The organism is Acidovorax sp. Root219, assembly GCF_001428665.1.
GTDB lineage: Bacteria > Pseudomonadota > Gammaproteobacteria > Burkholderiales > Burkholderiaceae_C > Acidovorax.
Genome location: NZ_LMIJ01000030.1, coordinates 19,364 through 45,137, shown reverse-complemented (window position 1 = coordinate 45,137; position 25,774 = coordinate 19,364). Strand labels below are relative to the sequence as shown.

At 69.1% G+C, this 25,774-nt stretch carries 21 protein-coding genes; 13 read left to right on the top strand and 8 right to left on the bottom strand.

Annotated elements, in window-relative coordinates:
- Positions 1-111 precede the first annotated feature (111 nt).
- From ASE28_RS25495 to ASE28_RS25480, 4 genes are all read left to right on the top strand, one after another.
- On the top strand, positions 112-1,743 hold the full coding sequence (locus ASE28_RS25495) for an iron ABC transporter permease (protein WP_057269006.1): 1,632 nt from the start codon (positions 112-114) through the stop codon (positions 1,741-1,743).
- 163 nt (positions 1,744-1,906) lie between these two features.
- Positions 1,907-2,815, top strand: a complete 909-nt coding sequence (locus ASE28_RS25490) for a LysR family transcriptional regulator (RefSeq protein WP_057269177.1) — start codon at positions 1,907-1,909, stop codon at positions 2,813-2,815.
- A gap of 123 nt (positions 2,816-2,938) precedes the next feature.
- Positions 2,939-4,330 (top strand): 8-oxoguanine deaminase, encoded by a 1,392-nt coding sequence (locus tag ASE28_RS25485; RefSeq protein ID WP_057269005.1) that lies wholly within the window; start codon positions 2,939-2,941, stop codon positions 4,328-4,330.
- Between the two features lie 181 nt (positions 4,331-4,511).
- Positions 4,512-5,834, top strand: a complete 1,323-nt coding sequence (locus tag ASE28_RS25480) for a uracil-xanthine permease family protein (RefSeq protein ID WP_057269004.1) — start codon at positions 4,512-4,514, stop codon at positions 5,832-5,834.
- A 10-nt stretch (positions 5,835-5,844) separates the two neighbouring features.
- Here the strand turns inward: ASE28_RS25480 and ASE28_RS25475 are convergent, their stop codons facing one another.
- Positions 5,845-6,651 carry a helix-turn-helix domain-containing protein gene (locus tag ASE28_RS25475; RefSeq protein ID WP_157422133.1) on the bottom strand — a complete coding sequence of 269 codons (807 nt, stop codon included), beginning with the start codon at positions 6,649-6,651 and terminating at the stop codon, positions 5,845-5,847.
- A 157-nt stretch (positions 6,652-6,808) separates the two neighbouring features.
- Between ASE28_RS25475 and ASE28_RS25470 the strand changes: the two genes are divergently transcribed.
- A complete protein-coding gene (locus ASE28_RS25470) occupies positions 6,809-8,236 on the top strand; it encodes an MFS transporter (protein ID WP_057269003.1) in 1,428 nt (475 codons plus the stop codon).
- Positions 8,237-8,364: 128 nt separating this feature from the next.
- Here the strand turns inward: ASE28_RS25470 and ASE28_RS25465 are convergent, their stop codons facing one another.
- The 7 genes from ASE28_RS25465 to ASE28_RS25435 form a co-directional block, all read right to left on the bottom strand.
- Positions 8,365-8,685 (bottom strand): hypothetical protein, encoded by a 321-nt coding sequence (locus ASE28_RS25465; protein ID WP_057201766.1) that lies wholly within the window; start codon positions 8,683-8,685, stop codon positions 8,365-8,367.
- A gap of 123 nt (positions 8,686-8,808) precedes the next feature.
- Positions 8,809-10,344 (bottom strand): PepSY-associated TM helix domain-containing protein, encoded by a 1,536-nt coding sequence (locus ASE28_RS25460; RefSeq protein ID WP_057269002.1) that lies wholly within the window; start codon positions 10,342-10,344, stop codon positions 8,809-8,811.
- 13 nt (positions 10,345-10,357) lie between these two features.
- Positions 10,358-12,556 carry a TonB-dependent siderophore receptor gene (locus ASE28_RS25455; protein WP_057269001.1) on the bottom strand — a complete coding sequence of 733 codons (2,199 nt, stop codon included), beginning with the start codon at positions 12,554-12,556 and terminating at the stop codon, positions 10,358-10,360.
- Between the two features lie 131 nt (positions 12,557-12,687).
- Complete coding sequence (locus tag ASE28_RS25450; RefSeq protein WP_057269000.1) at positions 12,688-13,044, bottom strand: DUF2946 family protein; 357 nt, start codon at positions 13,042-13,044, stop codon at positions 12,688-12,690.
- Positions 13,045-13,152: 108 nt separating this feature from the next.
- Complete coding sequence (locus ASE28_RS25445; RefSeq protein ID WP_057269175.1) at positions 13,153-14,592, bottom strand: aldehyde dehydrogenase family protein; 1,440 nt, start codon at positions 14,590-14,592, stop codon at positions 13,153-13,155.
- Positions 14,593-14,743: 151 nt separating this feature from the next.
- Positions 14,744-15,844, bottom strand: a complete 1,101-nt coding sequence (locus tag ASE28_RS25440; protein ID WP_057268999.1) for a porin — start codon at positions 15,842-15,844, stop codon at positions 14,744-14,746.
- A gap of 519 nt (positions 15,845-16,363) precedes the next feature.
- Positions 16,364-17,089: a FadR/GntR family transcriptional regulator gene (locus tag ASE28_RS25435; protein ID WP_007853081.1), complete on the bottom strand. Its 726-nt coding sequence runs from the start codon at positions 17,087-17,089 to the stop codon at positions 16,364-16,366.
- A 122-nt stretch (positions 17,090-17,211) separates the two neighbouring features.
- Between ASE28_RS25435 and ASE28_RS25430 the strand changes: the two genes are divergently transcribed.
- From ASE28_RS25430 to ASE28_RS25395, 8 genes are all read left to right on the top strand, one after another.
- Positions 17,212-18,030 (top strand): NAD(P)-dependent oxidoreductase, encoded by an 819-nt coding sequence (locus ASE28_RS25430; RefSeq protein WP_057268998.1) that lies wholly within the window; start codon positions 17,212-17,214, stop codon positions 18,028-18,030.
- An 11-nt stretch (positions 18,031-18,041) separates the two neighbouring features.
- On the top strand, positions 18,042-18,923 hold the full coding sequence (locus tag ASE28_RS25425) for an SMP-30/gluconolactonase/LRE family protein (RefSeq protein ID WP_057268997.1): 882 nt from the start codon (positions 18,042-18,044) through the stop codon (positions 18,921-18,923).
- A 41-nt stretch (positions 18,924-18,964) separates the two neighbouring features.
- A complete protein-coding gene (locus tag ASE28_RS25420; protein ID WP_057268996.1) occupies positions 18,965-19,942 on the top strand; it encodes a TRAP transporter substrate-binding protein in 978 nt (325 codons plus the stop codon).
- An 82-nt stretch (positions 19,943-20,024) separates the two neighbouring features.
- On the top strand, positions 20,025-20,513 hold the full coding sequence (locus tag ASE28_RS25415) for a TRAP transporter small permease (RefSeq protein WP_007853074.1): 489 nt from the start codon (positions 20,025-20,027) through the stop codon (positions 20,511-20,513).
- Between the two features lie 62 nt (positions 20,514-20,575).
- A complete protein-coding gene (locus ASE28_RS25410) occupies positions 20,576-21,868 on the top strand; it encodes a TRAP transporter large permease (RefSeq protein ID WP_057268995.1) in 1,293 nt (430 codons plus the stop codon).
- Between the two features lie 149 nt (positions 21,869-22,017).
- Positions 22,018-22,953, top strand: coding sequence for a DMT family transporter (locus ASE28_RS25405; protein WP_057268994.1), 936 nt, complete (start codon positions 22,018-22,020; stop codon positions 22,951-22,953).
- Positions 22,954-22,962: 9 nt separating this feature from the next.
- Positions 22,963-24,072 carry an aldose epimerase family protein gene (locus ASE28_RS25400; protein WP_057268993.1) on the top strand — a complete coding sequence of 370 codons (1,110 nt, stop codon included), beginning with the start codon at positions 22,963-22,965 and terminating at the stop codon, positions 24,070-24,072.
- Between the two features lie 107 nt (positions 24,073-24,179).
- Entirely contained in the window at positions 24,180-25,715 is a 1,536-nt protein-coding gene (locus ASE28_RS25395) for a DegQ family serine endoprotease (RefSeq protein ID WP_057268992.1), read from the top strand.
- Positions 25,716-25,774 lie beyond the last annotated feature (59 nt).

Below are 25,774 nucleotides of genomic sequence, written 5' to 3'. Positions count from 1 at the left end.
TTTAGGTGGATGGGCTCGAATGCTTAAAATTCGCATTTGCATTTCCGAACTTCCCTGCTGCCCCGGGCGCGGGGCCGGCGTGCCCTGACCCCTTTGCCGAGCCCTTTTGCCTTGCGCCGCACACCGTTTCGCTTCCTCCACACCCTTCCCCTGGTCCTGCTCGCCGGCATCCTGGTCCTGCCCGTGCTGGCGGTGCTGGCCTCGTGGCTGCCGTTTGGGCAGACCGATGCGCTGGCTGGCCCCATCCTGCGCGAGATGGCTGCCACCGTGCTGCCCGGCTATGTGTGGACCACGCTGTGGCTGAGCGTGCTGGTGGCGCTGGGCGCGGCCATCGTGGGCACGGGGGCGGCGGCGGCCGTGACGCTGTTCGATTTCCCCGGCCGGCGCACCTTCGAGTGGCTGCTGCTGCTGCCGCTGGCCATGCCGGCCTATGTCACGGCCTATGCCTACACCGACTTCCTGCAGTTCAGCGGCCCGCTGCAGGTGGGGTTGCGCGCCACCTTCGGGCTCGAAGGCCGGCTGCTGCCCGAGGTGCGCAGCCTGGGCGGCGCGGTCTGGGTGTTCATCTTCTCGCTGTACCCCTATGTCTACCTGCTGGCGCGCACGGCGCTGGGCGAGCGCGCCGCGCACCTGATGGAGGCCGCGCGCCTGCTCGGTGCACCGCTGCCCCGGCGCATCCGCGCCGTGGCCCTGCCGCTGGCGCGCCCGGCCGTGGCCGCCGGCGTGGCCCTGGTGCTGATGGAGACGCTGGCCGACTTCGGCGTGGCCAGCTACTTCGGCATCCAGACCTTCACCACCGGCATCTACAAGGCCTGGCTGTCCATGGACAACCGGCTGGCCGCCGCACAGCTGGCCACCATGCTGCTGGTGGTGGTGATGGCCCTGCTGCACCTGGAGCAGCGGGCACAGAAGCGCATGCGCTTTGCCGGCGGCCTGGGCCGCGCCGGCTCGGCCGAGGCCCAGCCCCTGGCGCTGCGCGGCGGGCGCCGCCTGCTGGCCTGGGCCGTGTGCGGCCTGCCGGTGCTCATGGGCTTTGTCGCGCCCGTGGTCTTCATGCTGCGCCCGCTGGCGGCCGACTGGTCGGTGCTGCCCTGGACTCGTTTCATCGAGTGGGCCGGCAACAGCGTGCGCCTGGGCGCCATCACCGCCGTGCTGGCTGTCATCGTGGCGTTGGCGCTGGCCTTTGCGGTGCGCCGCAGCGCCGATGCCGTGACCCGCGGCGTGGTGCAGCTGGTGAGCCTGGGCTACGCCGTGCCCGGCGCCGTCATCGTGGTCGGCCTGCTGCTGCCCGTGGGCTGGCTGCAGGCGGCCGTGCCACAGTGGGGCGTGGGTGCCTTGGTCACGGCCACGGCCGTGGGCATCGTCTGGGCCTACCTGGTGCGCTTTTGCGCCGTGGCGCTGCAGTCCATGCAAAGCGGCTATGCGCGCATTCCGCAAAGCCTGGACGACTCGGCGCGCATGCTGGGCACGGGCAGCGCCGGCCTGCTGGCGCGTGTGCACTGGCCCCTGCTCAAGCGCTCCACCGCCGCCGCCGCGCTGCTGGTCTTCGTGGACGTGATGAAAGAGCTGCCCGCCACCATGGTGCTGCGCCCCTTCAACAGCGACACCCTGGCCGTGGTGGCCTACCAGCTGGCTCGCGACGAGCGCCTGGGCGAGGCGGCGCTGCCCTCGCTGGCCCTGGTAGCGGTGGGGCTGGTGCCGGTGATATTGCTCAGCCGCACCTTGCGCTCCGCCAAGCGCTGAGCGCGGCTCAAAAAACTCTTCTGGCGTCGTTGCCGAGTCTTGTCGTACTACCCGTACTGCCTGCGACGCGACGCCTAGCCAGAACCGCTTCGCTGAGTTTTGTGAGCCGCTTGAAGCCGTGCCGGACGCAGCATCGCCCGGCAAACCGGGTAACCTGCGCGCCATGCATGCCCGAGTTCTCCGCTACCTCGACGAAGTGGTCCGCCGCGGTTCCATCCGCAAGGCGGCCGAGCACCTGCACGTGGCGCCCACGGCGGTCAACCGGCAGATCCTCGACCTGGAGGCGGAGCTGGGTGCCCCTCTGTTCGACCGCATCCACAACCGGCTGCGCCTGACGCCATTGGGCGAGATGGTGCTGGCCCATGTGCGCAGCACCCTGCGCGAGCATGCCGCGCTGCGCGAGCGCATTGCCGAGTTCAAGGACGAGCGCCGGGGCGAGATCACGGTGGCCACCACGGCGGGCCTGGCCGGCTCGTTGATGCCCTCGCTGGTGCACGATTTTCGCCAGCGCTACCCCGGCATCGCGGTGCGCATCATCGACCTGCCGATGGCCGAAATACCGGCCGCCGTGGAGCGCGGCGATGCCGAACTGGGCCTGGGCTATGACCTGTCGCTGAAAGCCGCCCTGCGCACCCTGTCGGCCAGCGAATGGCCCATCGGTGCCGTGGTGCCACCCAAACATGCGCTGGCGCGCATGGCCTCGGTGCTGCTCAGCGACTGCATCGGCCACGCGCTGATCCTGCCGGCGCCGCAGCTGACCATCCGCACCCTGCTCGACGAGGCCTTCGAGCGCAACGCCATCAAGGTCACGCCCGTGGCCGAATCGACCTCAATGGCGCTGATCCTGCGCCTGGTGGCGCTGGGCGAGGGCATCGCCCTGCTCAACCCGCTGGACGTGATGGAAGAGCGCGCCCGCAACGCCCTGGTCTTCGTGCCGCTGCGCGATGCCCACCTTGCGCGCCAGACCCTGGTGCTGGCGGCGCGCGCCAAGGGGCAACTGAGCGCCGCGGCCGAGCTGATGGCGGCCAACATCGGCGACGCACTGGCGCGGCTCTTCGCCACGGCAAGGTAGCCAGGGGAGCCCCCTGAGTGTCCACATTTTGTGGACACCCCAAGCGCAATTCGGCGCTATCGCGGATGTACCGCCGTTCCTAGACTGGCGCCATCTAATCTGCGAAAAACGAGAAGCCGCCCCATGACCACCCTGATAGCCCTGAACGCCGATGTCCTCGTCACCATGGACGCGCAACGCCGCGAGATCCAAGGTGGCGCCCTGGTGGCCGATGGCCCCGCCGTGCAGTGGGTGGGCCCCACGGCCGAGCTGCCGCTGCACTACCGCCGCATGGTCGACGAGGGCACGGCCCGTGTGCTCGACATGCGCGGGCGCGTGGTGTTGCCGGGCCTGGTCAACACCCACCACCACATGTACCAGAGCCTCACGCGCGCCGTGCCTGCGGCGCAGGATGCGGAGCTGTTCTCGTGGCTCACCAACCTCTACATGCTGTGGTCGCACCTCACGCCCGAAATGGTGCATGTGTCCACCCAGACGGCCATGGCCGAGCTCATGCTGTCGGGCTGCACCACCACCAGCGACCACCTGTACCTGTACCCCAACGGTGCGCGGCTGGACGACGCCATCGCCGCCGCGCAGCAGATGGGCATGCGCTTTCATGCCGCGCGTGGCTCCATGAGCCTGGGGAAGAGCAAGGGCGGCCTGCCGCCCGACGCGGTGGTGGAGGAGGAAGAGGCCATCCTGCGCGACAGCCTGCGCCTCATACAGCAGTACCACGACGCCTCGCGCCACGCCATGCTGCGCGTGGTGCTGGCGCCGTGCTCGCCGTTTTCGGTGACGCGCAAGCTGATGCGCGAATCGGCCTTGCTGGCGCGCGCCCACGGCGTGTCGCTGCACACCCACCTGGCCGAGAACGACAACGACGTGGCCTTCTCGCGCGAGAAGTTCGGCCTCACCCCCGCGCAGTACGCCGAGAGCCTGGGCTGGGTAGGCCCTGACGTGTGGCATGCGCACTGCGTCAAGCTCGACCCCGAGGGCATTGCCCTGTTCGCGCGCACTGGCACAGGCGTGGCGCACTGCCCCTGCTCCAACATGCGCCTGGCCTCGGGCATTGCGCCCGTGCGCAGCATGCGCGATGCCGGCGTGCCCGTGGGCCTGGGGGTGGACGGCAGCGCGTCGAACGACGGCGCCCACATGCTGGGCGAGGCGCGCCAGGCCCTGCTGCTGCAGCGCGTGGGCCACGGCCCGGCGGCCATGGGCGCGCGCGAGGCGCTGGAGATCGCCACCCTGGGCGGCGCCCGCGTGCTCAACCGCGACGACATCGGCGCGCTCGCGCCCGGCATGTCGGCCGACTTCGTGGCCTTCGACATGTCCGCCGTCGGCTTCGCCGGTGCGGGCCACGACCCGGTGGCGGCCCTGGTGTTCTGCACGCCGGCCAACGCCGACACCAGCGTCATCAACGGCCGCGTGGTGATCGAGCACGGCCGCCTGCTCACGGCCGACCTGCCCGTGGTGCTGGGGCGGCACAACGCATTGGCAAAGACGCTGTTCGAGCAGGCCGCTGCAGGCCACTGATCCCGCCATCCATCCACCACCCGGCTGCCCCTTCAGGGGCGGGCCAGGTTCGCCCTGGGCGCATGCCGCCCGCCACCGCACGCTAGGAGCCCCGACCCGCCATCCCCACCCCCGCCATCGCATTCCCTCACATGACGACAAGTGCCTTCGAAAAGGCCGAGCGAACAAGGAGACAAAGAGAATGGAACAACAACTGCTTTACAAGGTGGAAGACCGTCCACCCCTGCTGGCCACGGCGGTGCTGCTGTCGCTGCAGCACCTGCTGGCGGCGCTGGGCGGCATCATCGCCGTGCCGCTGGTGATCGGCGGCGCGCTCAAGCTGCCGGCCGACCAGATCGTGGCGCTGGTAAATGCCGCGCTGCTGGGCTCGGGCGTCGTCACGATCATTCAATGCAGGGGTGTAGGGCCGGTAGGTATACGCCTGCCCTGTGTGATGGGCACCAGCTTCGCCTTCGTCGGTGCGGCCATCAGCGTGGGCCTGGAGCATGGCGTGGCCGGCATTCTGGGCTCCTCGCTGCTGGGTTCGCTGGTGATGATCGTGGGCAGCTTCTTCATGCCGGTGATCCGCCGGTTCTTTCCGCACACCGTGACCAGCGTGGTGGTCACCATGATCGGCCTGTCGCTCACCCCCGTGGCCGTGGACTGGGCCGCTGGCGGGGTGGGCGCCAGCGACTATGGCGCCGCCGGCAACCTGGCCATCGCAGGCTTGGTGCTGGCGCTGGTGATCGGCTTCGTGCAGTGGGGCAAGGGCATTGTCTCGGCCAGCGCCGTGGTGCTGGGCATCGCCACCGGGTACGTGCTGTGCCTGGCGCTGGGGCTCATCGACTTCACCCAGGTGCGCGAGGCGCCGGTGTTCGCCATACCGCAGCCGCTGCACTTCGGCATGTCCTTTCCGGTCGCGGGCATCCTCGCCATGTCGATCGCCTTTTTGGTCACCATCGTCGAGACCACGGGCACCTTCATGGCGCTGGGCGCGGCCACGCAGACGCCCATCCCCAACAAACGCCTGGCCAGCGGCATCTTGTGCGACGGCGTGGGCTCGGCTTTTGCGGCGGTGATGTCCAGCCCGCCGCTGTCCACCTTCGCGCAGAACGTGGGCGTGGTTTCGCTCACGGGGGTGGCCAGCCGGCATGTGGTGATGCTCACGGGCGTCATGCTGCTGCTGGCCGGCCTTTTCCCGGTGCTGGGCGCGCTGGTGGTGACCATTCCGCAGCCGGTGCTCGGCGGTGCGGGGCTGATGATGTTCGCGATGATCGTCTCGGCCGGCATCCGCATGCTCGCCAGCAGCGCGCCCTCACGCCGCAACAGCGTGATCATCGCCGTCTCGCTGGGCTGCGGCCTGGCGGTCACGGTGCGGCCCGACCTGCTGGTGCGCATGCCGGCCTTCGTGCGCGAAGTGTTCGGCTCGGGCATCACCGTCGGGGCGCTGGTGGCCGTTATGCTGAACCTGGTGCTGCCGGGGCGTGAGCGCCAGGAAGGCGAGCCCGAACACGAGCCTGCCTGAGGGGACGGGCTCAGTCCTCCCCGGCTTCCCGCGCGCTCCGCTGCGCGAAGTAGCGCGCGGGCGACGTGCCGAATGCGCGGCGGAACATGGCGATGAAATTGCTCGGCGTGGCATAGCCCAGCGCGTCGGACACCTGGGCCACCGACTCCCCGCGCGCCAGGGCTTCCAGCGCATGCACCAGCCCGGCCTGCTGACGCCACTGGGCAAAGCTGGAGCCGAGCTGCGCCTGGCACAGCCGGCTGAGCGTGCGCGGCGACAGGCCGGCCCAGTCGGCCCACTGCTCCAGGGTGCGCGCGTCGCCAGGGTTGGCCAGCACGGCGTTGGCGATGCGCAGCAGGCGCCGGTCGGCCGGCATGGGCAGGTGCAGTGGCTCGTGGGGCGCGCTCTTCATCTCGTCGAGCAGCACGGCGGCCATGCGGCGCTGGCCGGCATCCAGTCCGTCCTGGTGGGGCCAGGCCACGGCCCGGCGCACCAGGGCGCGCATCAGCTCGCTCACACCGAAGACGCAGGGCACCTCTGGCAAGCCGCGCGCCGCAGCGGGCGTGATGACCACGTTCCAGGCGCTGGTCACGCCGCTGATGCTGGCCGTGTGCGCCTGCCCCGGGGGAATCCACCCCGCGCGGTGCGGCGGCATGAGCCACGAGCCCTGCTCCGTGCGCACGTGGATCAGCCCGTTCTCGATGCAAAAGAGCTGGCCGCGCAGGTGGCTGTGCCAGCCCGTCTCGCGCGTGCCCAGCTGGAAATCGCTTTCGGGCTGGTGCGTGCCCCACACCGCGATCAGCGCCGGCCCATCGGCGCGCTCGCTCATCTCGCGCATCGCCGCATTCACGGTGGGGTGGGAGCCGGGGATGGGCAAGGGTGCCGGGATGGTCATGGCCGGATTTCATTGTTTTCAGTCTCCATGACGTTATCACCATCGGCCGGCGCCAGTCGAGACTTGGGGCTTCTTTCGTTCATTCCACTGGAGCCCTGTGATGTCCGCTGTCCCCCTTGCCGCTTCCCCGCCCGCGCTGCTGCGCCCCCACCTGCCGACTTGGCTGGTCGTGGCCATGGCCTGCATCGCATCGTTCATGGTCGTCATGGACGGCTCTATCGTCAACGTGGCGCTGCCCGCCATCGAGCGCGACCTCGGCCTGTCGCATGCAGCGCTGCAGTGGGTGATCGACGCCTACCTGCTGGCCTTTGGCGGCTGCATGCTGCTGGCCGCGCGGGTCGGCGACCTGTATGGCCGCCGGCCGGTGCTGCAGGCCGGGCTGGCCCTCTTCACCCTGGCCAGCCTGGCCGCCGGCCTGGCCACCAGCGCCCCGTGGCTGCTGGCCGCGCGCGCTGTGCAGGGGGTGGGCGCGGCGGTGCTCGCCACCTCGTCGATGACGCTGGTGATGGCCGCCACCCACCACGACAAGGCAGCGCGCACGCGGGCCCTGTCGCTGTGGGCCGCGCTCAACTCCGCGGGCTTCGCCTTCGGCGTGGTGGTCGGCGGCGTGCTTACCGACGCGGCCGGCTGGCGCTGGGTGATGTTCGTCAATGTGCCCGTGGGCCTGGCGCTCATGGCCGGTGTGGCCACCAGCCTGCTGGCCCCGCCGGCCCGCAGTGCTCGCCCGCAGCTGGACCTGCCCGGCGCGCTCGTCTCCACCCTGGCCAGCACTGCGCTGGTGTACGGCATCACGCAGTCCACCGGGCAAGGTTGGGCCTCGCCCGGCGTGCTCGGTGCCCTGCTGGCGGCAGCCGTGCTGTGGCCGCTGTTCGTGGCCATCGAGGCGCGCAGCGCCAGCCCGCTGGTGCGCCTGTCCATCTTTGCGTTGCCCAACCTGCGCGTGGGCAACGTGCTCATGCTGTGCCTGGGGGCCACGCTCACGGCCTCGGTGTTCCTGGTCTCGGCCATCTTGCAGCATGGCGGCGGCTACAGCGCGCGCGAGACCGGCCTGGCCATGCTGCCCATGGGCGTGGCACTGGCGGCCGCACGGCTGCTGTTCGCCGCCCACCTGGCCCGCCAAGGCGCGGCGCGCCTGCCGCTGTGGGGCGCCCTGGTGGCGGCCGCCGGCCTGGCGTGGCTGGCGGCCATGCCCGCCGAGGCGCACTTCCTCACCCAGGTGCTGGGCCCCACACTGCTGGTGGGCGGCGGGCTGGGCCTGGTGATCCTGGCGGCCACGCATGCCGTGACGGCGGGCGTGCCGGTGCAGGATGCGGGGCTCGCCTCGGGCCTGGCCAACACGGCGCGCCAGTTGGGCGGCGCCATCGGCGTGGCCGCGCTGGCCACGCTGGCGGGCGCCGTGGCGCAGGGCGCCGAGGGAGCAGCACCACAGGCCGCGCAGCTGGCCGGCTACCAAGCCGCCCTGCTGGCCGCAGCGGGGCTCAGTGCGGTGTGCGGCCTGGTCTCGCTGGCGCTGCGCCGCACGGACTGATGGCACGCGCCGGCCGCGCCCACGAAAAAGCCGCCCGAAGGCGGCTGGCTGGGTGGGGGATGCTGCGCGCAGCGTGCCCCCGTGCCATTGGCCTTCAGCCTACTTCAGCCGGTTGAAGGCGAATCGGCTCACTCGCTCCAGTCGGAGTGCTTCTCGCAGAGCTTGTTCGTCTCCTTGCCCTTGCGGGTCTCGCCAAAGGTCACGAGGTTGCCTTTGAAGTCGTCAGGCGTCTCGTTCCACATGCAGGTGCACCAGGCCTGGGCCTTGGTCTGGCCCTTGATGGGGCTCTTTTCGTCGCCGCCCTCGTACAGCTTGGCGGCGTAGCCCAGGCATTGCCGGTACTGGGCGTCGCCTGCGGGGGGCTTGTTGTAGTCGGTGGCGGCCAGGGCGGACGTGCCTGCAGCCAGGACGAGAAGGGCGCCGGTGAGCGCGGTACGGATCGATTGCATGGGGGACCTCTGCCAGGTGGTTTTTGGTGTTGAAGACGGCGGGGCCCGGGTACGAACGGCAAGGCCGCTGCGTAGCACCCGGGTGTTACGCAGTGTAGCTTTGTGAAACTAAAAGTTTCAGTACTATTTTGCACCCTGCCTGGCGGCCTGCCCTGTGCCCCGCCACGGCCGCACCAGCCGTCGCCACCCCACCACCACGCCCGTGAGGCTCAGCACCGCCCCGCCCAGGCTCAGCACGATGAGCACCCCATCCCACAGCGGCCGGCGCGCCAGCAGCGGTCCCCAGTCCCAGCTGTGCAGCAGGGCGAACAGCCAGCGGCTGGCGCGGCGGTGGGTGTCGCTCTTGTCCAGCACGGCGCCGGTGTGCGGGTCGATGTGCACCCAGGTGGCGTGGGTGTCGGCAAACACCACGCGCAGCACCGGCAGGGGCTTGTCGCCGCCGCCGGTCATGGTGTGCGCGGCGCGGCTGTAGTAGTGCAGGTCGTAGTCGTGCAGCAGCTCGGTGCGCGCCACCGGGTCGGGCAGCAGCCGTGCCGCGGCGGCTTGCAGCGCTTCTGGGTCCATGGCGTGGGGCCGGGCGGTGGCGGCATCGAGCAGGACCGGCGCGCCCGTGGGGCTGCCTGCCTGCACCAGCGTGTGGCCGGCCGTGCGCACCCAGCGCAGCTCCCGGGTGTTGGGCGAGGCGGCAGCCAGCAGAGCCTGCACACTGGCGGGCTGCGCGGGCAGCAGCAGTGGGCCGCCGTGCATGGCCTCTGTGCGCAAGGCCGGGGCGCCGCTGTAGAAGACCTTCCACGGGTTCATGGACATCAGGCCGCTGAAGATCCAGGTCAGCGTGACCGCTGCGAACAGCAGGCCAAAGACATGGTGCCAGCGCATCATGAAGCCCCGGTAGGGCGAGCGCGAGCCGCTCTTGTAGCGCCGTGTGAAGCGCCAGCGCATGATGCCCACCACGGTGCCGGTGATGGTCAGCACGATGCCGGCGATGGACAGCCAGTTCACGATGTCGGCCCACCAGGCATCGAAGGCATTGCCGCGAAACGGGTAGAGCCAGTGGATCCAGGCGCCCACGTAGTTCCAGCCGCGTTCCGTGCGCGTGGCGTCTCGCACCACCTCGCCGGTGGTGCCCGAGACGTAGACCTCGGTGTCCGCCGCGTCGCCCAGTGCCAGGCGGTGCAGGGGGCGGTGCGCATCGAGGGCGCGCGAGTGGGTGAAGGCGTCCTCGTCCAGGCTGCCCAGGTAGCGCGGGGCGCTGCCGGGCGCACCGGCAAAGGCCTGGGCCGATGCCGTGGCCCAGGCCGCGTCCACCCCGCTCAGCACCTGGCCGGTGCTGGCATCGACCACGGTGGCGGGACCGCGCCTGGGTGCGCCCTCCGGCAGCACCAGGTAGACCGCCCGCCCGCCGCTGGCCACGGCCAGCCGCAGGTCCGACAGGGGCTTGCTGTCGATACCCGCCGCGCGCAGGGCCTGCGCGGGCTCCATCGCGATGGCGGCCGTGCGCAGCGGTGCCATGTGCTCCAGCCGCTCGGTGGCCGTGAGCTTGGGGTAGCCCACGTACATCATCACCACGCCCGAGACAAACCACATGGCGAAGAAGGCGCACAGCACCACCCCCGCCCAGCGGTGCACGAGGTAGAGCCAGCGCTTGGCGTGCGGCAGCATGCTTGGCCCCTGCTCAGAACGCGACGTGCAAGGTGACGTCCGCCGTGCGCGCGGCGCCCAGGTAGACCTGCGTGCTGCGCGACTCCACCGCGTGGATACGGTCGGTGGCGTTGCGGATGCGGCCGGTGAGCGTGGTGGACCGGTTCAGCTTCCACGCCAGGCCCAGGTCCAGCAGTGTGTACGCGGGCCAGTACTGCGTGTTGGCGGCATCGGCGTACACCTTGCCCACATGGCGCACGCCGGCGCTGGTCGTGAGGGCCGGGGTGAGGGCGTACGACACCCAGAGGTTGGCCACTGTTTCCGGCGTGTTGATGGGCGTTCTGCCGGCCAGCGAGATGCCGCCTTGCGCATAGTTCTCGTAGCGCGCCCGGGTCCGGGTGAGGTTGGCCTGCACCTGCCACTGGCTGGTCGGGCGCACACCCACCGCCAACTCGATGCCCCGGGCCGACTGCTCGCCCACCAGCACGGTCAGCGTGGGGTTGTTCGGGTCCTGCGAGGCGATGTTCTTGCGCGTGATCTGGAAGGCCGCCGCCGTGGCCGTGCCCTTGCCGTCCCAAAAGTCAAACTTGCTGCCCACCTCGGCCTGTCGGCCGGTGGTCAGCGCGCTGTTGTTGGCGACGTCGGCAAACGACGCGGTGGCCAAGGAGCCCGATGGCGGGTCGGCAGCGGTCGATGCCTGGGCATACAGGTTGGCGTTGGGCGCGAAGTCCCACACCACGCCCAGGCGGCCGGTGGTGGGGTGGTAGCTGCGGCTGAAGCTGGCCGGGCTGGCAGCCGTGACGGTGCGGCGGTTGGTCAGGTCCAGGTCGATGCGCTCGTGCCGCAGGCCGGTGATGAGGTGCACGCTGGGGGCAAGCGCCGTGCGGTTTTCCAGGTACAGCGCGGTGGTGGTGGTCTTGTTGTCGCGGTCGGGGTTGAAGCCTGGCGCCATGCCCGGGATGTCGAAGAAGCGCTCGGTGGTGAACTGGTAGGGGTTCACCGTGCTCACGGTGCTGGTCAGGCTGTTGGGAAAGCGCGTCTGCCGGTTCACGCTGGCATCGAGGCCAAAGGCCCAGTCGCTCTTGCGGCCGGCCAGCGTGCCCTGCCAGGTGGCCTCGATGCGGTCGCCCAGCACCTCGTGGTCGTGGCGCTGCAAAAAGGGCGAGGTGCGCGCCACCTGGGTGTTGGCGGCGTTGAAGCGGTAGGTCTCCACGTTGCGGTAGTCGCGCAGCGCATCGTAGGCATACAGGGTGTTGCGCAGTTGCAGCGCGTCCGAAACCCGCCACTGCGCCACCGAGCGCAGCCACTGCACGCGCTGCTGGTAGATGCCATCGGCACTGTTGTAGTTCTTGAAGCGCGTGGCCGGGTCCACGCGCAGCGCGCCCAGGTTGGGGTTGAGCACAGGCGTGCCCCAGTAGGGGCGGTCCACGTCGTCCTTCTGGTACTCGTAGGCCAGCAGGTGGGTGAAGCCGCCGCCCAGGTCCGTCAGCAGCGAGGCGGCCAACTGGGTGGAACGCGAGTGCACACCCTCGACCCAGTTGCCCGCATCGCGGTGGTTCAGGTCGATGCGGGTAAAGTTCGCCGCGCCAGCGCCACCACCATCGCCGGACAGGCGCCGGTTCAGGCCCACCGACACCTCCTTGAGGTCGTTCGCGCCCAGGCGCAACTGCGCCTCGCCGAAGTTGCTGCGCTCGGGCGTCTTGGTGATGTAGTTGAGCGAGCCGCCCACCGCGCCCGAGCCGTAGAGGAAGCTCGATGCACCGCCCACGGCCTCGACCCGGTCGTAGATCCAGCTGTCCACCGCGCGCGTGGCACTGCCGTACTGCACGGTGATGCCGTTGTACATCTGGCTCACCGAGTTGCCGCTGAAGCCCCGGTAGCTGGCGGCCATGGAGCCCGGCGCGTTGTGCGCCGTGACGCCGGGGATAGCGCGCAATATCTCCTGCGTGTCCTGCGCGCCGCGCGCGTCGATGGTGGCGCGGTCCACCAGCGTGACCGATGCCGGCGTCTCGCGCGGTGTCAGCCCCAGGCGGCTGCCGGTGCCCACCGGCGTGTCGAGCTGCAGGCGGCCATTGGGCTGCGGCGCTGCGTCGGTCACCTCGACGGCCTGCAGGGTGGGGGCGGGCTGCGCCTGGGCGGCCGCGCACAGCGGCACCAGGGCGAGGATGGCCGCATGCAGCGGCGATGGGGCGAAGAAGGCCGGCGTGCAAGCAGGCGAAGGGGAACGGGACATGGCTCAACTCTCTGGCAGGCAGCGCGGCGCTGAGCGCAGGCTGGGCCTGCAGGCGCGCGCTGCCCGCGACATCACGGACAGGAAGGCCGCGCAGCCCTGGCGTTCAGGGGCCTGCACGAGCGGCGGTCAGGTCAGAGAGAAGCGGGCGGCCCGCGCGCGGGCAGCGGCGCCGCCGTGATGGCGGCAATGCGTGCCGCCTGAACCGGCTGCACGGCGTGCGCCAGCGGTTGCGGCAGGGGAAGGAAGGCGCATGGAACGGCAGGCGGGGCGCCTGCGATGCTGCACAGCGGGCAGTCCATGCCCATGCTGCCCATCTCGACGGTACCGTCGTCGGTCTGCACCAGCAGCTTGATGGTGCCGGCCCCCGAGCAGATCACCTCGATGGACTGGGGGTTCACCAGCGGCGAGGCGATGGCCACGCCCATGGACGCCACGAACCAGGCCAGCACCCAGAGGCGCAGGACGGAGAAGGTTCGCAGGGCGTACATGGGGCGCGATTATGCATCGCCGCCGCAAAAAAGCATCGGGCGCCGAGGGCGCCCGATGCTTTGCACCAAGCCTGGATGGACCAGGTCTGGTGGATCACGCGTGCGGAATCAGGCCTGCGTGTACGCCGTCTTCACCGTGGTGTAGAACTCGGCGGCGTAGCGCCCCTGCTCGCGCGGACCGTAGCTGCTGCTCTTGCGGCCGCCGAACGGCACGTGGTAGTCCACACCGGCGGTTGGCAGGTTCACCATCACCATGCCGGCCTGGGCGTGGCGCTTGAAGTGCGTGGCGTGCTTGAGGCTGGTGGTGGCGATGCCACTGGCCAGGCCGAAGGGGGTGTCGTTGGCCAGGGCCAGCGCTTCGTCGTAGTTCTTCACGCGCTGCACGCTCACCACGGGGCCGAAGATCTCTTCGCGGTTGATGCGCATGCCGGGCGTGGTCTCGGTGAACAGGGCCGGGCGCAGGTAGAAGCCGGGCGCGCCATCGGCGTTTTTCTCCAGTGCCTCGCCGCCGTAGGCGAGCTTGGCACCTTCCTGCTGGCCGATGCCGATGTACTCCAGGTCCTGCGCCAGCTGGCGGTCGTCGACCACGGGGCCGATGTCGGTGCCGGCCTTGCGCGCGTCGTCCACCTTCAGAGTCTTCATCTTCTCGATCACGGCGGCCACGAAGCGGTCGTGGATGCCATCGGTCACGATCACGCGGCTGCTGGCCGTGCAGCGCTGGCCGGTGGAGAAGAAGCCACTGTTCACCGCGGCGCCCACGGCCACGGCCAGATCGGCGTCATCGAGCACCACAAAGGGGTTCTTGCCGCCCATCTCCAGCTGCACCTTGGCACCGCGCGGCACGCAGGCCGCCGCCACGCGCTGGCCCGTGCCCACCGATCCGGTGAAGCTCACGCCGGCGATGCGCTCGTCTTCGAGCAGCACCTGGCCGACGTCCGAGCCGCGGCCCATCACCAGGTTGAACACGCCGGCCGGCAGGCCCGCGCGGTGCAGGATGTCGGCCAGCGCCCAGGCGGAGCCAGGCACGACTTCGGCGGGCTTGAACACCACGCAGTTGCCATAGGCCAGGGCCGGGGCGATCTTCCAGGCCGGGATGGCGATGGGGAAGTTCCACGGCGTGATGATGCCGATGATGCCCAGGGGCTCGCGCGTGATCTCGATGCCCACGCCGGGGCGCACCGAGGGCACCAGTTCACCACCGGGGCGCAGTGCCTCGCCGGCAAAGAACTTGAAAATGGCGGCCGCGCGGCCCACTTCGCCAATCGCTTCAGGCAGGGTCTTGCCCTCTTCGCGGGCCAGCAGGTCACCCAGCTCGGCCTTGCGCGCGATGATTTCGTTGCCCACGGCGTCCAGCACGTCAAAGCGCTGCTGGGGCGTGGAAAGGCTCCACGCCGGGAATGCGGCCTGGGCAGCCGCCACAGCGTCCAGCGCCTGCTCGCGGCTGGCCACGGCGTAGTCGCCGATCACATCGCGGGTGTCCGAGGGGTTGGTGTTGCGGTAGCCGCGGACGCCTTCGGTCCAGGTTCCGCCAATCAGGTTTGCATGCATGGTGTGGTGCGGGTAGTGGGAAAGTGGTGGCAACAGTGCCGAACAGGCCGCCGGCGCACCGCGCAGGCCCGGCCACTGCACAGCGCCTGCGCGGGGCAGTGCATTGTGCAGCGGTCGGTGCGCGGTGGCTGGTGGCCCATTCTGGCGTGCCTTAAAAAGCCGTGCGCACGCCGATCTGCGTGACGCCCTTCTGGCTGACGAAATCCTTGAGTCCGCCGGTGGCTTGCGACGCCGACGCATACAGGAAGGTGTTCTTGGACAGCGCATAGCGCGCACCCACGGCGACCTTGCCCAGGGTGTCATTCTGGCCTGCCGCGTTGGCGTACTTCACGCGGGTGTAGTTGGCGCCCAGCAGCACGAAGGAGCCCACGGGCACTTCCACGCCGATGGTGGTGCCGTCGCTGTGGTCCATGGCGAAGGTATTGGTGCCGGTCACGGTCAGGTTGTTGCCCGTGAAGGCGCCGTTGACCGAGGTGGTGGCCAGGTCGCGGTTGCGCTGCACGCCGCCGAGCACTTTGACCACGCCGAAGTTGTAGTTGGCCGCCACCGTGAGCGACTTGTTCACGTTGTCACCCGTGGTGCGCGAGCGGTTCCATTCGTACGACAGCGCGCTGTTGAACGGGCCCTGGCCGTAGCTCAGCTTGACGCCATAGAAGCGGTCGGCCGTGCCTTCGCCGGGCGCCACCTGGGCGGCGGCCTGGAAGCCGCTGTAGTTGATGGTCTGCACCTGCAGCACGTTGTCGGCACGCGGGGCGTTGAGCCACAGGGGCAGGGCCTTGCCGGCGTTGGTCACGCCGGTGCCGGGGTTCAGCGTGAGGGCGTTGGTGAACGGGTTGCTCAGGCCCATGACCGAGTCTTCCAGGATGTACTGGCGGCCCAGGCGCAACTCACCCACCGTGGACGACGACAGCCACACGAAGGCCTGGCGCCCGAAGGCCCGGCCGCCCTGGCCGAAGGTGCCGTTGTCGGCGTTGAACCCGTTTTCCAGTAGCACACCGGCCTTGAGGCCGCCCCCCAGGTCCTCCACGGTGCGGATGCCCCAGCGCGAGCCGTTCAGGCCGTTGGTCGTGCCGTCGTTCATGGCCGTCATGCTGCCAGCGCCCGAGCGCGAGCCCGCGCTGTAGTGGCTGACGTTGACGTCGACCAGGGTGAACAGCGTCACGCTCGACTGGGCCTGGGCTGCGGGCGCAGCGGCCAGCAGCGCCGCGCAGGCGGCCAGGGACAGGTTGGAAATTTGCGTCGTCTTCTTCATGGTTTTTTGTCTCTCTCTCGTTCTCGGCTCTTGTTTTCTTCAGGGTTGATGAAAGCGGGGATGGAATGGAATGGGCGGTGGGGCTCCTCAGGGGTGGATGGGCAGGGCAGGGCTGCGCGCCGGCTCGGCGCGGTCAGGGGCTGTCGTTGTTGTGCAGGGGGCGGCCCGGGGCCGCAGGGTGCCGAAGTGCTCAGCGCTCGGTGGCTGCTGCCATCGGGGCGGGCAGATGTCTGACCTCACAAGGTCCCATGCCGGTCGGCGGCGCGCATTTTGGTGAGGTCATGGACGAAAGCTCCCAGGCAATGAGGCATGCGCTGGCGTGTGCCGGTGCTTTCGGGGCAGGGCAGCAGCCTCAACGCGGCGATTTGTTGTATGTCATCGTACAACAAAATGCGGTGGTGTGGCTCCGGGTTATTACTGACATGCCCGGTCCCGTGGGGCGGTGCACGCAGGCGGCATGCAGCCTGCGGAGAAGGCTGGGAGTTGGGGGGTAGGGTGGGGGCTTAGGGCCCCCGGGCGTCAGCCCGCCTCGGCCTGGGCGCGGCGGCGCCGCTCGCGGCTGTTGGCCAGGTGGGTGCGCATGGCGGCGCGCGCGCCATCGGGGTCCTGGCCGACGATGGCGTCGTAGATGCTTTCGTGCTCGCCGTTCACGCGCCGCAGGTACTGGCGCAGGTCGCTCTGGCTGTCGCCGGCTTCGAGCCGCGCACGCGGAATGATCATGCTGCCCAGCGTGCCCATCAGCTCCGCGAAATGGCTGTTCTGTGTGGCGCGCGCAATCTCCAGGTGGAACTGGAAATCCGACGCCACCGCGTCGCGCCCTTCGTCCACCGCCTTGGTCACGGCGTCCAGCGCCACGCGCATGGCGGCGATGTTGGCGTCGGTGCGGCGCTGCGCGGCCAGCGCGGCTGCCTCGGTCTCCACGCCGATGCGCAGCTCCAGCACGGCGATCACGTCGCGCAGGGTGCTGAACTGGTCGGGCGTGATCTTGAAGCCCGGCGCCTGGCCCAGCCCCAGCACGAAGGTGCCGATGCCGTGGCGCGTTTCCACCAGGCCCGAGGCCTGCAGCTTGGAAATCGCCTCGCGCACCACGGTGCGGCTGACCTCGAACTCCGCCATGATCGCCGCCTCTGTGGGCAGCTTGTCGCCCAGCGCCAGGCGCCCGTCGCGGATGCGGTCGCCCAGGGATTCAACCAGCTCCAGGGCCAGGGTGCGGGGCTTGCGGCGAAGGGCGATGGCGGTGTTCATTTCTCGGTGTTATCCCTATGTGACGGTGGGGCTCTTGGGAGTACATTGCATTCGCGTTGTACGACAACTGATGACGTGCAACGAAGCATACCGCCACTGTACCAAGAACCTCCCCGATTTCCATGCCTTGTCACCCGACACCGATCCGATTCAACCGCCTGCTGCTCACCGGTGCCGCCGGCGGTCTGGGCCGTGAGCTGCGCACCCGCCTGAAGGCCTATTGCACCAGCCTGCGCCTGTCCGACATCGCCGACCTGGGTGCCGAGGCCGCAGGCGAGGAAGTGCGCCCCGCCAGGCTGGAAGACGCCGCCGCCATCCATGAATTGCTGGCCGGTGTGGACGCCGTGGTGCACCTGGGTGGCGTGTCGACCGAGCAGCCTTGGGACGCCATCCTGCCGGCCAACATCGTCGGTGTGTACAACCTGTACGAGGCAGCCCGCAAGCAGGGCGTCAAGCGCGTGGTGTTCGCCAGCAGCAACCACGTCACCGGCTTCTACCGCCAGGACGAGGTCGTGGGCCTCAAGGACCCGGCCCGGCCCGACGGCCTGTACGGCCTGTCCAAGGCCTTCGGCGAAGACCTCTCGCGCTTTTACTTCGACCGCTACGGCATCGAGACCGTGTGTCTGCGCATCGGCTCCTCCTTCCCCGAGCCGCGCAACCGCCGCATGCTCGCCACCTGGATGAGCTACGACGACCTGGAGCGCCTGGTCATCGCCAGCCTCACCGCACCCGTGGTCGGCCACAGCACCATTTACGGCATGGGCGACAACACCACCACCTGGTGGGACAACACGCTGGCGCGCCACATCGGCTACCGGCCGCAGGACAGCTCCGAGCCCTTCCGCGCCAAGGTGGAGGCGGCCGACCCCACGCCCGACATGAGCGACCCCGCCGTCATCTACCAGGGCGGCCCCTTCGTGCGCACCGGCCCGTTCGAGTGAGCGATAGCGCCATGGAATTGCTGCTGCCCGACCACCAGGACCAGGTGGGCGAGAGCCCGCTGTGGTCTGCCACCGAACAAGCCCTGTACTGGGTGGACATCGAAGGCCGCGCGCTGCGCCGCCTGCGTTGGGCCGACCGCCAGTTGACCAGCTGGGCCACGCCCGAGCGCCTGGCCTGCATCGCGCTGCATGCCGATGGCGGCCTGATCGCCGGCATGGATACGGGCCTTTTCCACCTGCGCCCGGCCGATGACGGCACGCTGGCCTGCACCCTGGTGTCTGCCGTGCAGCACCCGCAAGAGGGCATGCGTTTCAACGATGGCCGCTGCGACCGCCAGGGGCGCTTCTGGGCAGGCACCATGGTGCGCGACATGTCGCTCGCCCAGCCGGCGGGCGGCCTGTACCGCCAGGATGCGCACGGCCTGTCCGTGCCCCAGGTCGAAGGCCTGGTCACGCAGAACGGCCTGGCGTTCAGCCCCGATGGCGCCACCATGTACCTGAGCGACAGCCACCCCAGCGTGCAGAAGGTCTGGACGCTGGACCTGCACGACGACGGCAGCCTGGGCCCGAGGCGCCTGTTCGTGGACATGCGCGAGCTGCCCGGCCGGCCCGATGGCGGCGCTATCGACACTGACGGCTGCTACTGGATCTGCGGCAACGACGCCGGCGTGGTGCACCGCTTCACGCCCGACGGCGTGCTCGACCGCTCGATCAGCGTGCCAGTGAGCAAGCCCTCGATGTGCAGCTTCGGCGGGCCCGACCTCGACCTGCTGTTCATCACCTCCATCCGCCCCGGCCAGCCCCAGGGCAACGACGTCTTGCACGGCGGCGCGGTCTTCGTGACCCGCCCCGGCACCCAGGGGCTCGCAGAAGCCCCGTACCGGGCTGCCTGAGCGCAGCCCCCGCCCCCATTTCAACCCAGGAGACAACCACCATGAACGTTCCACATCTCATCGGCCGCGTGGCGCTGGCCGCCGGCATGCTGATCGGCAGCCTGGCCGCGCAGGCCACCGAATTCCGCTCGTCCGACATCCACCCTGAGGACTACCCCACCGTGCTGGCCGTGCGCCACATGGGCGAGACGCTGTCCAAGGCCACTGGCGGCAAGCACAGCATCAAGGTCTACGCCAAGGGCTCTCTGGGTATCGAGAAGGACACGATCGAGCAGACCAAGCTGGGCGCCATCGCCATGACGCGCGTCAACGTCGCGCCCATGAACAACATCTGCCCCGCCACCATGGTGCCCACCATGCCCTTCCTGTTCCGCGACAAGGAACACATGCGCAAGGTGCTCGACGGCTCCATCGGCGACGAGATCCTGAAGGACTGCGAATCGCAGGGCTTTGTGGGCCTGGCCTTCTACGACAGCGGCGCACGCTCGATCTACACCGTCAAGAAGCCCGTCAAGACCCTGGCCGACGTCAAGGGCCTGAAGGTGCGCGTGCAGCAGAGCGACCTGTGGGTCTCGCTGCTAGAAGCCATGGGCGCCAACGCCACCCCCATGCCCTTCGGCGAGGTCTATACCGCGCTCAAGACCGGCCTGGTGGATGCTGCTGAAAACAACTACCCCAGCTACGAGAGCTCGCGCCACTTCGAAGTGGCCAAGTACTTCAACAAGACCGAGCACTCCATGGCGCCCGAGATCCTGCTGTTCAGCAAGCGAATCTGGGACACCCTGAGCGCCGATGAGCAAAAGGCCATCCGTGCCGCAGCCAAGGAGTCGGTGGGCTTCATGCGCAAGATCTGGGACGAGCGCGAAGAGAAATCCCTGGCCACCGTGAAGGCCGGCGGCGCGCAGATCGTCGAGATCGACAAGGCTGCGTTCAAGACCGCCATGAAGCCGGTGTACGACAAGTTCCTCAAGGACCCCAAGCTGCAGGACATGGTCAAGCGCATCGACGCAGTGCAGTAAGAGAAAGCCAGAGTCTCCAGGGCAGGCGGCACAGGGAGCTGCCCGCCGCCTGCCCACTTCCAGTTGTTATTGAATGTCCACTATGTACACGCGACTCTGCGCTTTCATTGCGCGCACCTGCCTTCAACTCGGGGTGGGAGGGCTCGTCCTGCTGGTTTGCGCCGTGCTCTACCAGGTCATCGGCCGCTATGTGTTCAACGACACGCCCACCTGGGCCGAGAGCGGCGCGGTGCTGCTTGTGCTCTACGTGACCATGCTCGGCATGGCGGTGGGAGTGCGCGACGCGGGCCACATCGGCCTCGAATCCTTTCTGGTGCTGGCGCCCGACTGGCTGCGCACCAAGCTCGAACTGCTGATCCACGCGCTGGTGCTGCTGTTCGGCGTCGTCATGGCCTGGAACTGCGGTGTGCTGGCCGAGTCGGTCGCGCCCTACAAGATCCCCACGCTCGGTATCTCCGAAGCCTTCAAGTACGTGCCGCCCGCCATGGCCGGCGTGCTGGTGGCCATGTTCTCTCTGGAGCACATCATCGCCATCCTGCGTGGCGTCGAAGTCGAGCCGGCCTGGCATTGAACGCTGCTGCGCCCACCTGACTTCTGCACCCTAACGTCCGTCCCTACAAAGATTCCACCACCATGGCGTTGACCATTCTCTGCGTGACCTTCACGCTCCTGCTGCTGCTGGGCGTGCCCGTGGCCTTTTCGATCGGCCTGTCCTCGCTGGCCACCATCCTGTACGAAGGCCTGCCGCTGGCCGTGGGCTTCCAGCAGATGATTTCGGGAATGAACCCGTTCTCGTTCCTGGCGATTCCGTTCTTCATCTTTGCCGGCGAGATCATGATGTACGGTGGCATTGCCGATCGCATCGTCAACTTCGCCAAGAGCGTGGCCGGCCACGTGCGCGGCGGCCTGGGCATGAGCAACGTGCTGGCCTGCACGCTGTTCGGCGGCGTCTCGGGCTCGCCGGTGGCCGACGTCTCGGCCATGGGTGCCGTGCTCATCCCGCAGATGAAGAAAGAGGGCTACCACGCCGACTACGCGGTGAACGTGACCACCCACGCCTCGCTGGTGGGCGCGCTCATGCCCACCTCGCACAACCTCATCATCTTCACGCTGGCCGCTGGCGGCAAGGTCAGCATTGCCGCGCTGATCCTCGCCGGCATCGTGCCTGCACTGCTGCTCACGGTCTGCAACCTGGCGGCCGCCTACCTCGTGGCCGTCAAGCGCGGCTACCCCGCCGGCACCTTCCCCGGCTGGGAGATCGTGTGGATCTCGTTCCGCGCCTCCGTCCCCGGCCTTGCCGTGGTGGTCATCATCATCGCGGGCATCCTGTCAGGGGCTTTCACGGCCACCGAGTCAGCGTCCGTCGCGGTGCTGTGGGCGCTTTTGCTCTCGGTCTTCGTCTACAAGAAGCTCACACGCGAGCAGTTCCTCAAGGCCGCCTCCAAGGCCGTCAAGACTACGGGCACCGTGCTGCTGCTGATCGGCATCTCGTCGATGTTCGGCTACCTGATCGGCCTGTATGGCGTGGCCGAGCTCACCGGCGAGGCACTCAAGTCGATGAGCACCTCGCCCTGGGTCATCTTCCTGAGCGTGAACATCATCCTGTTCATCCTGGGCACCTTTCTGGACATGGCGGCCACCATCCTCATCTGCACGCCGATCTTCTTGCCCATCTGCCAGCAGTTCGGCATGAGCACCGAGCAGTTCGGCATCGTGATCCTGATCAACTGCGCGCTGGGCCTGAACACGCCGCCCGTGGGCACCACGCAGTTCATCGGCTGCACCATCGGCGGCATCTCCGTGGGCGAGGTGATGAAGACCATCTGGCCGTTCTACAGCGCGCTCATCGTGGCGCTGATGCTCGTGACCTACGTGCCGCAGTTCTCCATGTGGCTGCCGGACTTGGTTCTCAAGGGTGGTGGGTGAAGCGCAGGGGGCCCGGCGGCGAGGCCGGGTCTCCTGCGTTTTTTTGTCCTGCACTGACCGATAGCATCCACGAGGCGCCTCCGGGCGCCTCTTGCCTTTTTGGGCGCCCCTGGGCGCCTCGTTTCCCTTTTTGACTGAGAGATTTCCGCATGGGGGCAGTTTCCCGATTTTCCGACCGCAGGGTGGTCGTGGCCGTGGCACTACTGTGCTGCCTGCTCTGGGGCAGCTCCTACCCCGCCATCAAGACCGGCTACGCCTGGTTCGGCATCGCCAAGAGCGACGTGCCCACCCAGCTCGTCTTTGCGGGCTGGCGCTTCGTCGGCGCGGGCCTGGTGCTGCTGGCCTGGGCCCTGGCCAGCGGCCGCAAGGTGTGGGCCCTGGGCCCGGGCTCGGCGCGCCAGCTGGTGGTGCTGGGCTTGGCGCAGACCGCGCTGCAGTACGTGTTCTTCTACGTGGGCGTGGCGCACACCACGGGGGTCAAGGCTTCCATCATGAACGCCACCGGCACGTTCTTCAGCGTGCTGCTGGCGCACTGGGTCTATCACAACGACCGCCTGAGCCATGCCAAGCTCTGGGGCTGCCTGGTGGGCTTTGCCGGCGTGATGGTGGTCAACCTGGGCCGAGGCACGCTCGACCTCGACTTCACCCTGCTCGGTGAAGGCTTCGTGGTGCTCGCCGCCCTGGTGCTGGCCGCCGCCAGCATCTACGGCAAGCAGCTCTCGCAGCGCATGGACTCGGTCGTCATGACTGGCTGGCAACTGGCCATAGGCGGCACGGCCCTGCTCGCCATGGGCTGGGGCGCGGGCGGCTCGCTCACCGGCTTCACCCCCGCATCCACCACCTTGCTGGTCTACCTGGCCCTGCTGTCCTCGGCCGCGTTCTCGCTGTGGAGCCTGCTGCTCAAGCACAACCGCGTGAGCCAGGTCACCGTGTTCAACTTCACCGTGCCGGTGTTCGGCGCCGGCCTGTCGGCGGTGTTTCTGGGCGAGGCGCTGTGGGAGTGGAAGAATCTGGTGGCGCTGGTGCTGGTGTGCGTGGGCATCTGGCTGGTGACGCGCGATGCGCCTCCTGCCGGGAACAAATAGACTCGGCATATGGCCCACCTCTTTCACCGCGAAGCATTCCAGCAGACCCTGCACGGCCAGCGCACCGACCTGTTCATCCTGCGGGGCGAGGGCGGGCTGCAGGTCGCCATCAGCAACTACGGCGCGCGGCTGGTGCAGATTGTTGTGCCCGACGGGCAGGGCGGCCTGGTGGATGTGGCGCTGGGCTATGACAGCCTGCAGGGCTACCTGGACGGGCAGCTCTCCATGGGCGCGCTCATCGGCCGCTGGGCCGGGAGGCTGCGCGGCGGGCAACTGGCGCTTCCCGGCGGCACATTGACGCTGCAGCTGCCCACCAACAGCGGCCCGCACCACCACCATGGTGGGCCACGCGGCAGCCGCTTTCAGGTGTTTGCGGTGGACGAGGTGCAGGCCGACGCCATAGCGCTGAGCCATGTGTTCCGCACCGAGGACGATGGCGTGCCCGGCACCGTGCGGCTCACGGTGCGCATCGCCGTCACGCCCGACAACGCGTTGCAGATGACCTGGGCCGCCGAGGCGGCCGATGCACCCACTATCGTCAACATCACCGGCCATGCCTTCTTCAACCTGGCCGGCGCCGGCAGCACGCACCGCCACCAGCTGCAGGTGCCCGCCAGCCGCTACGTGCCGTTGGCGCTGGACCTGTGCCCGCTGGGTGAACTCGATGGCGTGCAGGGCACGGCGTTCGACTTTCGCGAGCTGCGCATGGTGGGCGAAGGCATTGCCCAGCACGGCGACCAACTGGCCCTGGCCGGCGGGCTCGACCACTACCTGGTGCTCGACAGCGGGGTTTCGGCCCGCGCGCCGTTCGCCCTGCCGGCCGGCAGCCCTGGCCTGCGCCTGGCCGCGCGCCTGCGCGAGCCGGTGAGTGGCCGCAGCATGCAGGTGTGGAGCACGGCGCCCGGCGTGCAGGTGTACGCGGGCCACGGCCTCAAGGCCGACCCGGCGCGCGACCTGGGGCGCGGCAACAGCCCGGGCGGCTGGCTTTGGCAGCCCGGCGACGGCATCTGCCTGGAGCCCATGGAGTATCCCGACGCGCCCAACCACCCGGCCTTTCCCATGCGTTGGCTGGCGCCGGGCGTGGTGGAGCATGGGGCTATCGTGTACCGGTTTCTTTGAAGCGTGGGGCGGCGAAGACCGTGCTGCCCGCCTAAGTTTCGCCTAAGTGTCGGTGCTGACACTGCCTTCCATCACAGCAACTCTCTTGCTAGGAAAGGCAGACCACCATGAACACCTCCAGCTTTGTCGCATCCACCCCGCGCCGCCTGATCGCCGCCTTGGTCGCCGCAGGGGCCCTGGGCGCCACGGGCGCCGGGCTCATCAGCGGTCACACGGCGCGGGCCTCGTCCCCGGTGCCGGCACCCCTGGTGGCGCAACAGACCGCCTTGCCCGCAGGCACGCCCCTGCCCAGCTTTGCGCAGATCACCGCGCAGAACGGCCCGGCTGTGGTCAACATCAGCGTGACGGGCAGCACCCGCGGTGCCCAGGCCGGCGGCGATGACGACGACGAGCGCCCCACCGCGCGCCAGCAGCGCCAGGCGCCCGGCATCGACCCCGATGACCCGTTCTACGAATTCTTCCGCCGCTTCGGCGTGCCCGGTGCGGGTGGCGGTGGCGCGCAGCCCAATGTGCCCACGCACGGCCAGGGCTCGGGCTTCATCGTCAGCCCCGACGGGCTGGTGCTGACCAACGCCCATGTGGTCAAGGGCGCAAGCGACGTCACCGTGAAGCTCACCGACCGGCGCGAGTTCCGTGCCAAGGTGCTGGGCTCGGACCCCAAGACCGACGTGGCCGTGCTCAAGATCGAGGCCAAGAACCTGCCCACGGTGCGCCTGGGCAGCACGCGTGACCTGCAGGTGGGCGAATGGGTGCTGGCCATCGGCTCGCCCTTCGGCTTCGAGAACAGCGTGACCGCCGGCGTGGTCAGCGCCAAGGGCCGCTCGCTGCCCGACGACAGCCTGGTGCCCTTCATCCAGACCGACGTGGCCGTCAACCCCGGCAACTCGGGCGGCCCGCTGTTCAACGGGCGTGGCGAGGTGGTGGGCATCAACTCGCAGATCTACAGCCGCTCGGGGGGCTACCAGGGCGTGTCGTTCGCCATCCCGATCGAGCTGGCCGACAAGATCAAGGAGCAGATCGTGGCCACCGGCAAGGTGCGCCATGCGCAGTTGGGTGTGGCGGTGCAGGAGGTGAACCAGGCGTTTGCCGAATCCTTCCAGCTCGACAAGCCCGAGGGCGCGCTGGTGGCCAGCGTCACCAAGGACAGTCCGGCCGACAAGGCCGGCCTGCAGGCGGGCGACGTGATCCGCCAGGTGGACGGCCAGCCCATCGTGGCGTCGGGCGACCTGCCGGCCTGGGTGGGCCAGGCGCAGCCGGGGCAGAAGGCACGCCTGTCGGTGTGGCGCCAGGGCAAGCCGGTGGAGCTGACCGCCACCTTGGGCGACGCCAGCGACAAGGGCAAGAACGCCCAGGCCAAGGCCGACGAGGCTGTGGGCAAGGGCCAACTGGGCCTGTCGCTGCGCCCGCTGGACGCCGATGAGCGCCGCGAGGTAGGTGTGAGCGCTGGCCTGGTGGTCGAGCAGGCGCGCGGCCCGGCCGCCGCCGCGGGTGTGCAGGCGGGCGACGTGCTGCTGGCCATCAACGGCGCGCCGGCCAAGGACATCGAGCAGGTGCGTGCGGCCATGGCCAAGGCGGGCAAGTCGGTCGCCTTGCTGATTGAGCGCAACGGAGACAAGATTTTCGTACCGGTGCGACTGGGGTAAGCGGCCCAAAAAGCGCTCCTGGCGTGGTTGTTCTGTCTTGCCGTACCTTCAGTACTGTC

Coding starts and splice junctions, on each gene's coding strand:
- ASE28_RS25490 (WP_057269177.1), top strand. CDS start 1,907: ATGCATGCCCGAGTTCTCCGCTACCTCGACGAAGTGGTCCGCCGCGGT.
- ASE28_RS25485 (WP_057269005.1), top strand. CDS start 2,939: ATGACCACCCTGATAGCCCTGAACGCCGATGTCCTCGTCACCATGGAC.
- ASE28_RS25480 (WP_057269004.1), top strand. CDS start 4,512: ATGGAACAACAACTGCTTTACAAGGTGGAAGACCGTCCACCCCTGCTG.
- ASE28_RS25475 (WP_157422133.1), bottom strand. CDS start 6,651: ATGCGCGAGATGAGCGAGCGCGCCGATGGGCCGGCGCTGATCGCGGTG.
- ASE28_RS25470 (WP_057269003.1), top strand. CDS start 6,809: ATGTCCGCTGTCCCCCTTGCCGCTTCCCCGCCCGCGCTGCTGCGCCCC.
- ASE28_RS25465 (WP_057201766.1), bottom strand. CDS start 8,685: ATGCAATCGATCCGTACCGCGCTCACCGGCGCCCTTCTCGTCCTGGCT.
- ASE28_RS25460 (WP_057269002.1), bottom strand. CDS start 10,344: ATGCTGCCGCACGCCAAGCGCTGGCTCTACCTCGTGCACCGCTGGGCG.
- ASE28_RS25455 (WP_057269001.1), bottom strand. CDS start 12,556: ATGTCCCGTTCCCCTTCGCCTGCTTGCACGCCGGCCTTCTTCGCCCCA.
- ASE28_RS25450 (WP_057269000.1), bottom strand. CDS start 13,044: ATGTACGCCCTGCGAACCTTCTCCGTCCTGCGCCTCTGGGTGCTGGCC.
- ASE28_RS25445 (WP_057269175.1), bottom strand. CDS start 14,592: ATGCATGCAAACCTGATTGGCGGAACCTGGACCGAAGGCGTCCGCGGC.
- ASE28_RS25440 (WP_057268999.1), bottom strand. CDS start 15,844: ATGAAGAAGACGACGCAAATTTCCAACCTGTCCCTGGCCGCCTGCGCG.
- ASE28_RS25435 (WP_007853081.1), bottom strand. CDS start 17,089: ATGAACACCGCCATCGCCCTTCGCCGCAAGCCCCGCACCCTGGCCCTG.
- ASE28_RS25430 (WP_057268998.1), top strand. CDS start 17,212: ATGCCTTGTCACCCGACACCGATCCGATTCAACCGCCTGCTGCTCACC.
- ASE28_RS25425 (WP_057268997.1), top strand. CDS start 18,042: ATGGAATTGCTGCTGCCCGACCACCAGGACCAGGTGGGCGAGAGCCCG.
- ASE28_RS25420 (WP_057268996.1), top strand. CDS start 18,965: ATGAACGTTCCACATCTCATCGGCCGCGTGGCGCTGGCCGCCGGCATG.
- ASE28_RS25415 (WP_007853074.1), top strand. CDS start 20,025: ATGTACACGCGACTCTGCGCTTTCATTGCGCGCACCTGCCTTCAACTC.
- ASE28_RS25410 (WP_057268995.1), top strand. CDS start 20,576: ATGGCGTTGACCATTCTCTGCGTGACCTTCACGCTCCTGCTGCTGCTG.
- ASE28_RS25405 (WP_057268994.1), top strand. CDS start 22,018: ATGGGGGCAGTTTCCCGATTTTCCGACCGCAGGGTGGTCGTGGCCGTG.
- ASE28_RS25400 (WP_057268993.1), top strand. CDS start 22,963: ATGGCCCACCTCTTTCACCGCGAAGCATTCCAGCAGACCCTGCACGGC.
- ASE28_RS25395 (WP_057268992.1), top strand. CDS start 24,180: ATGAACACCTCCAGCTTTGTCGCATCCACCCCGCGCCGCCTGATCGCC.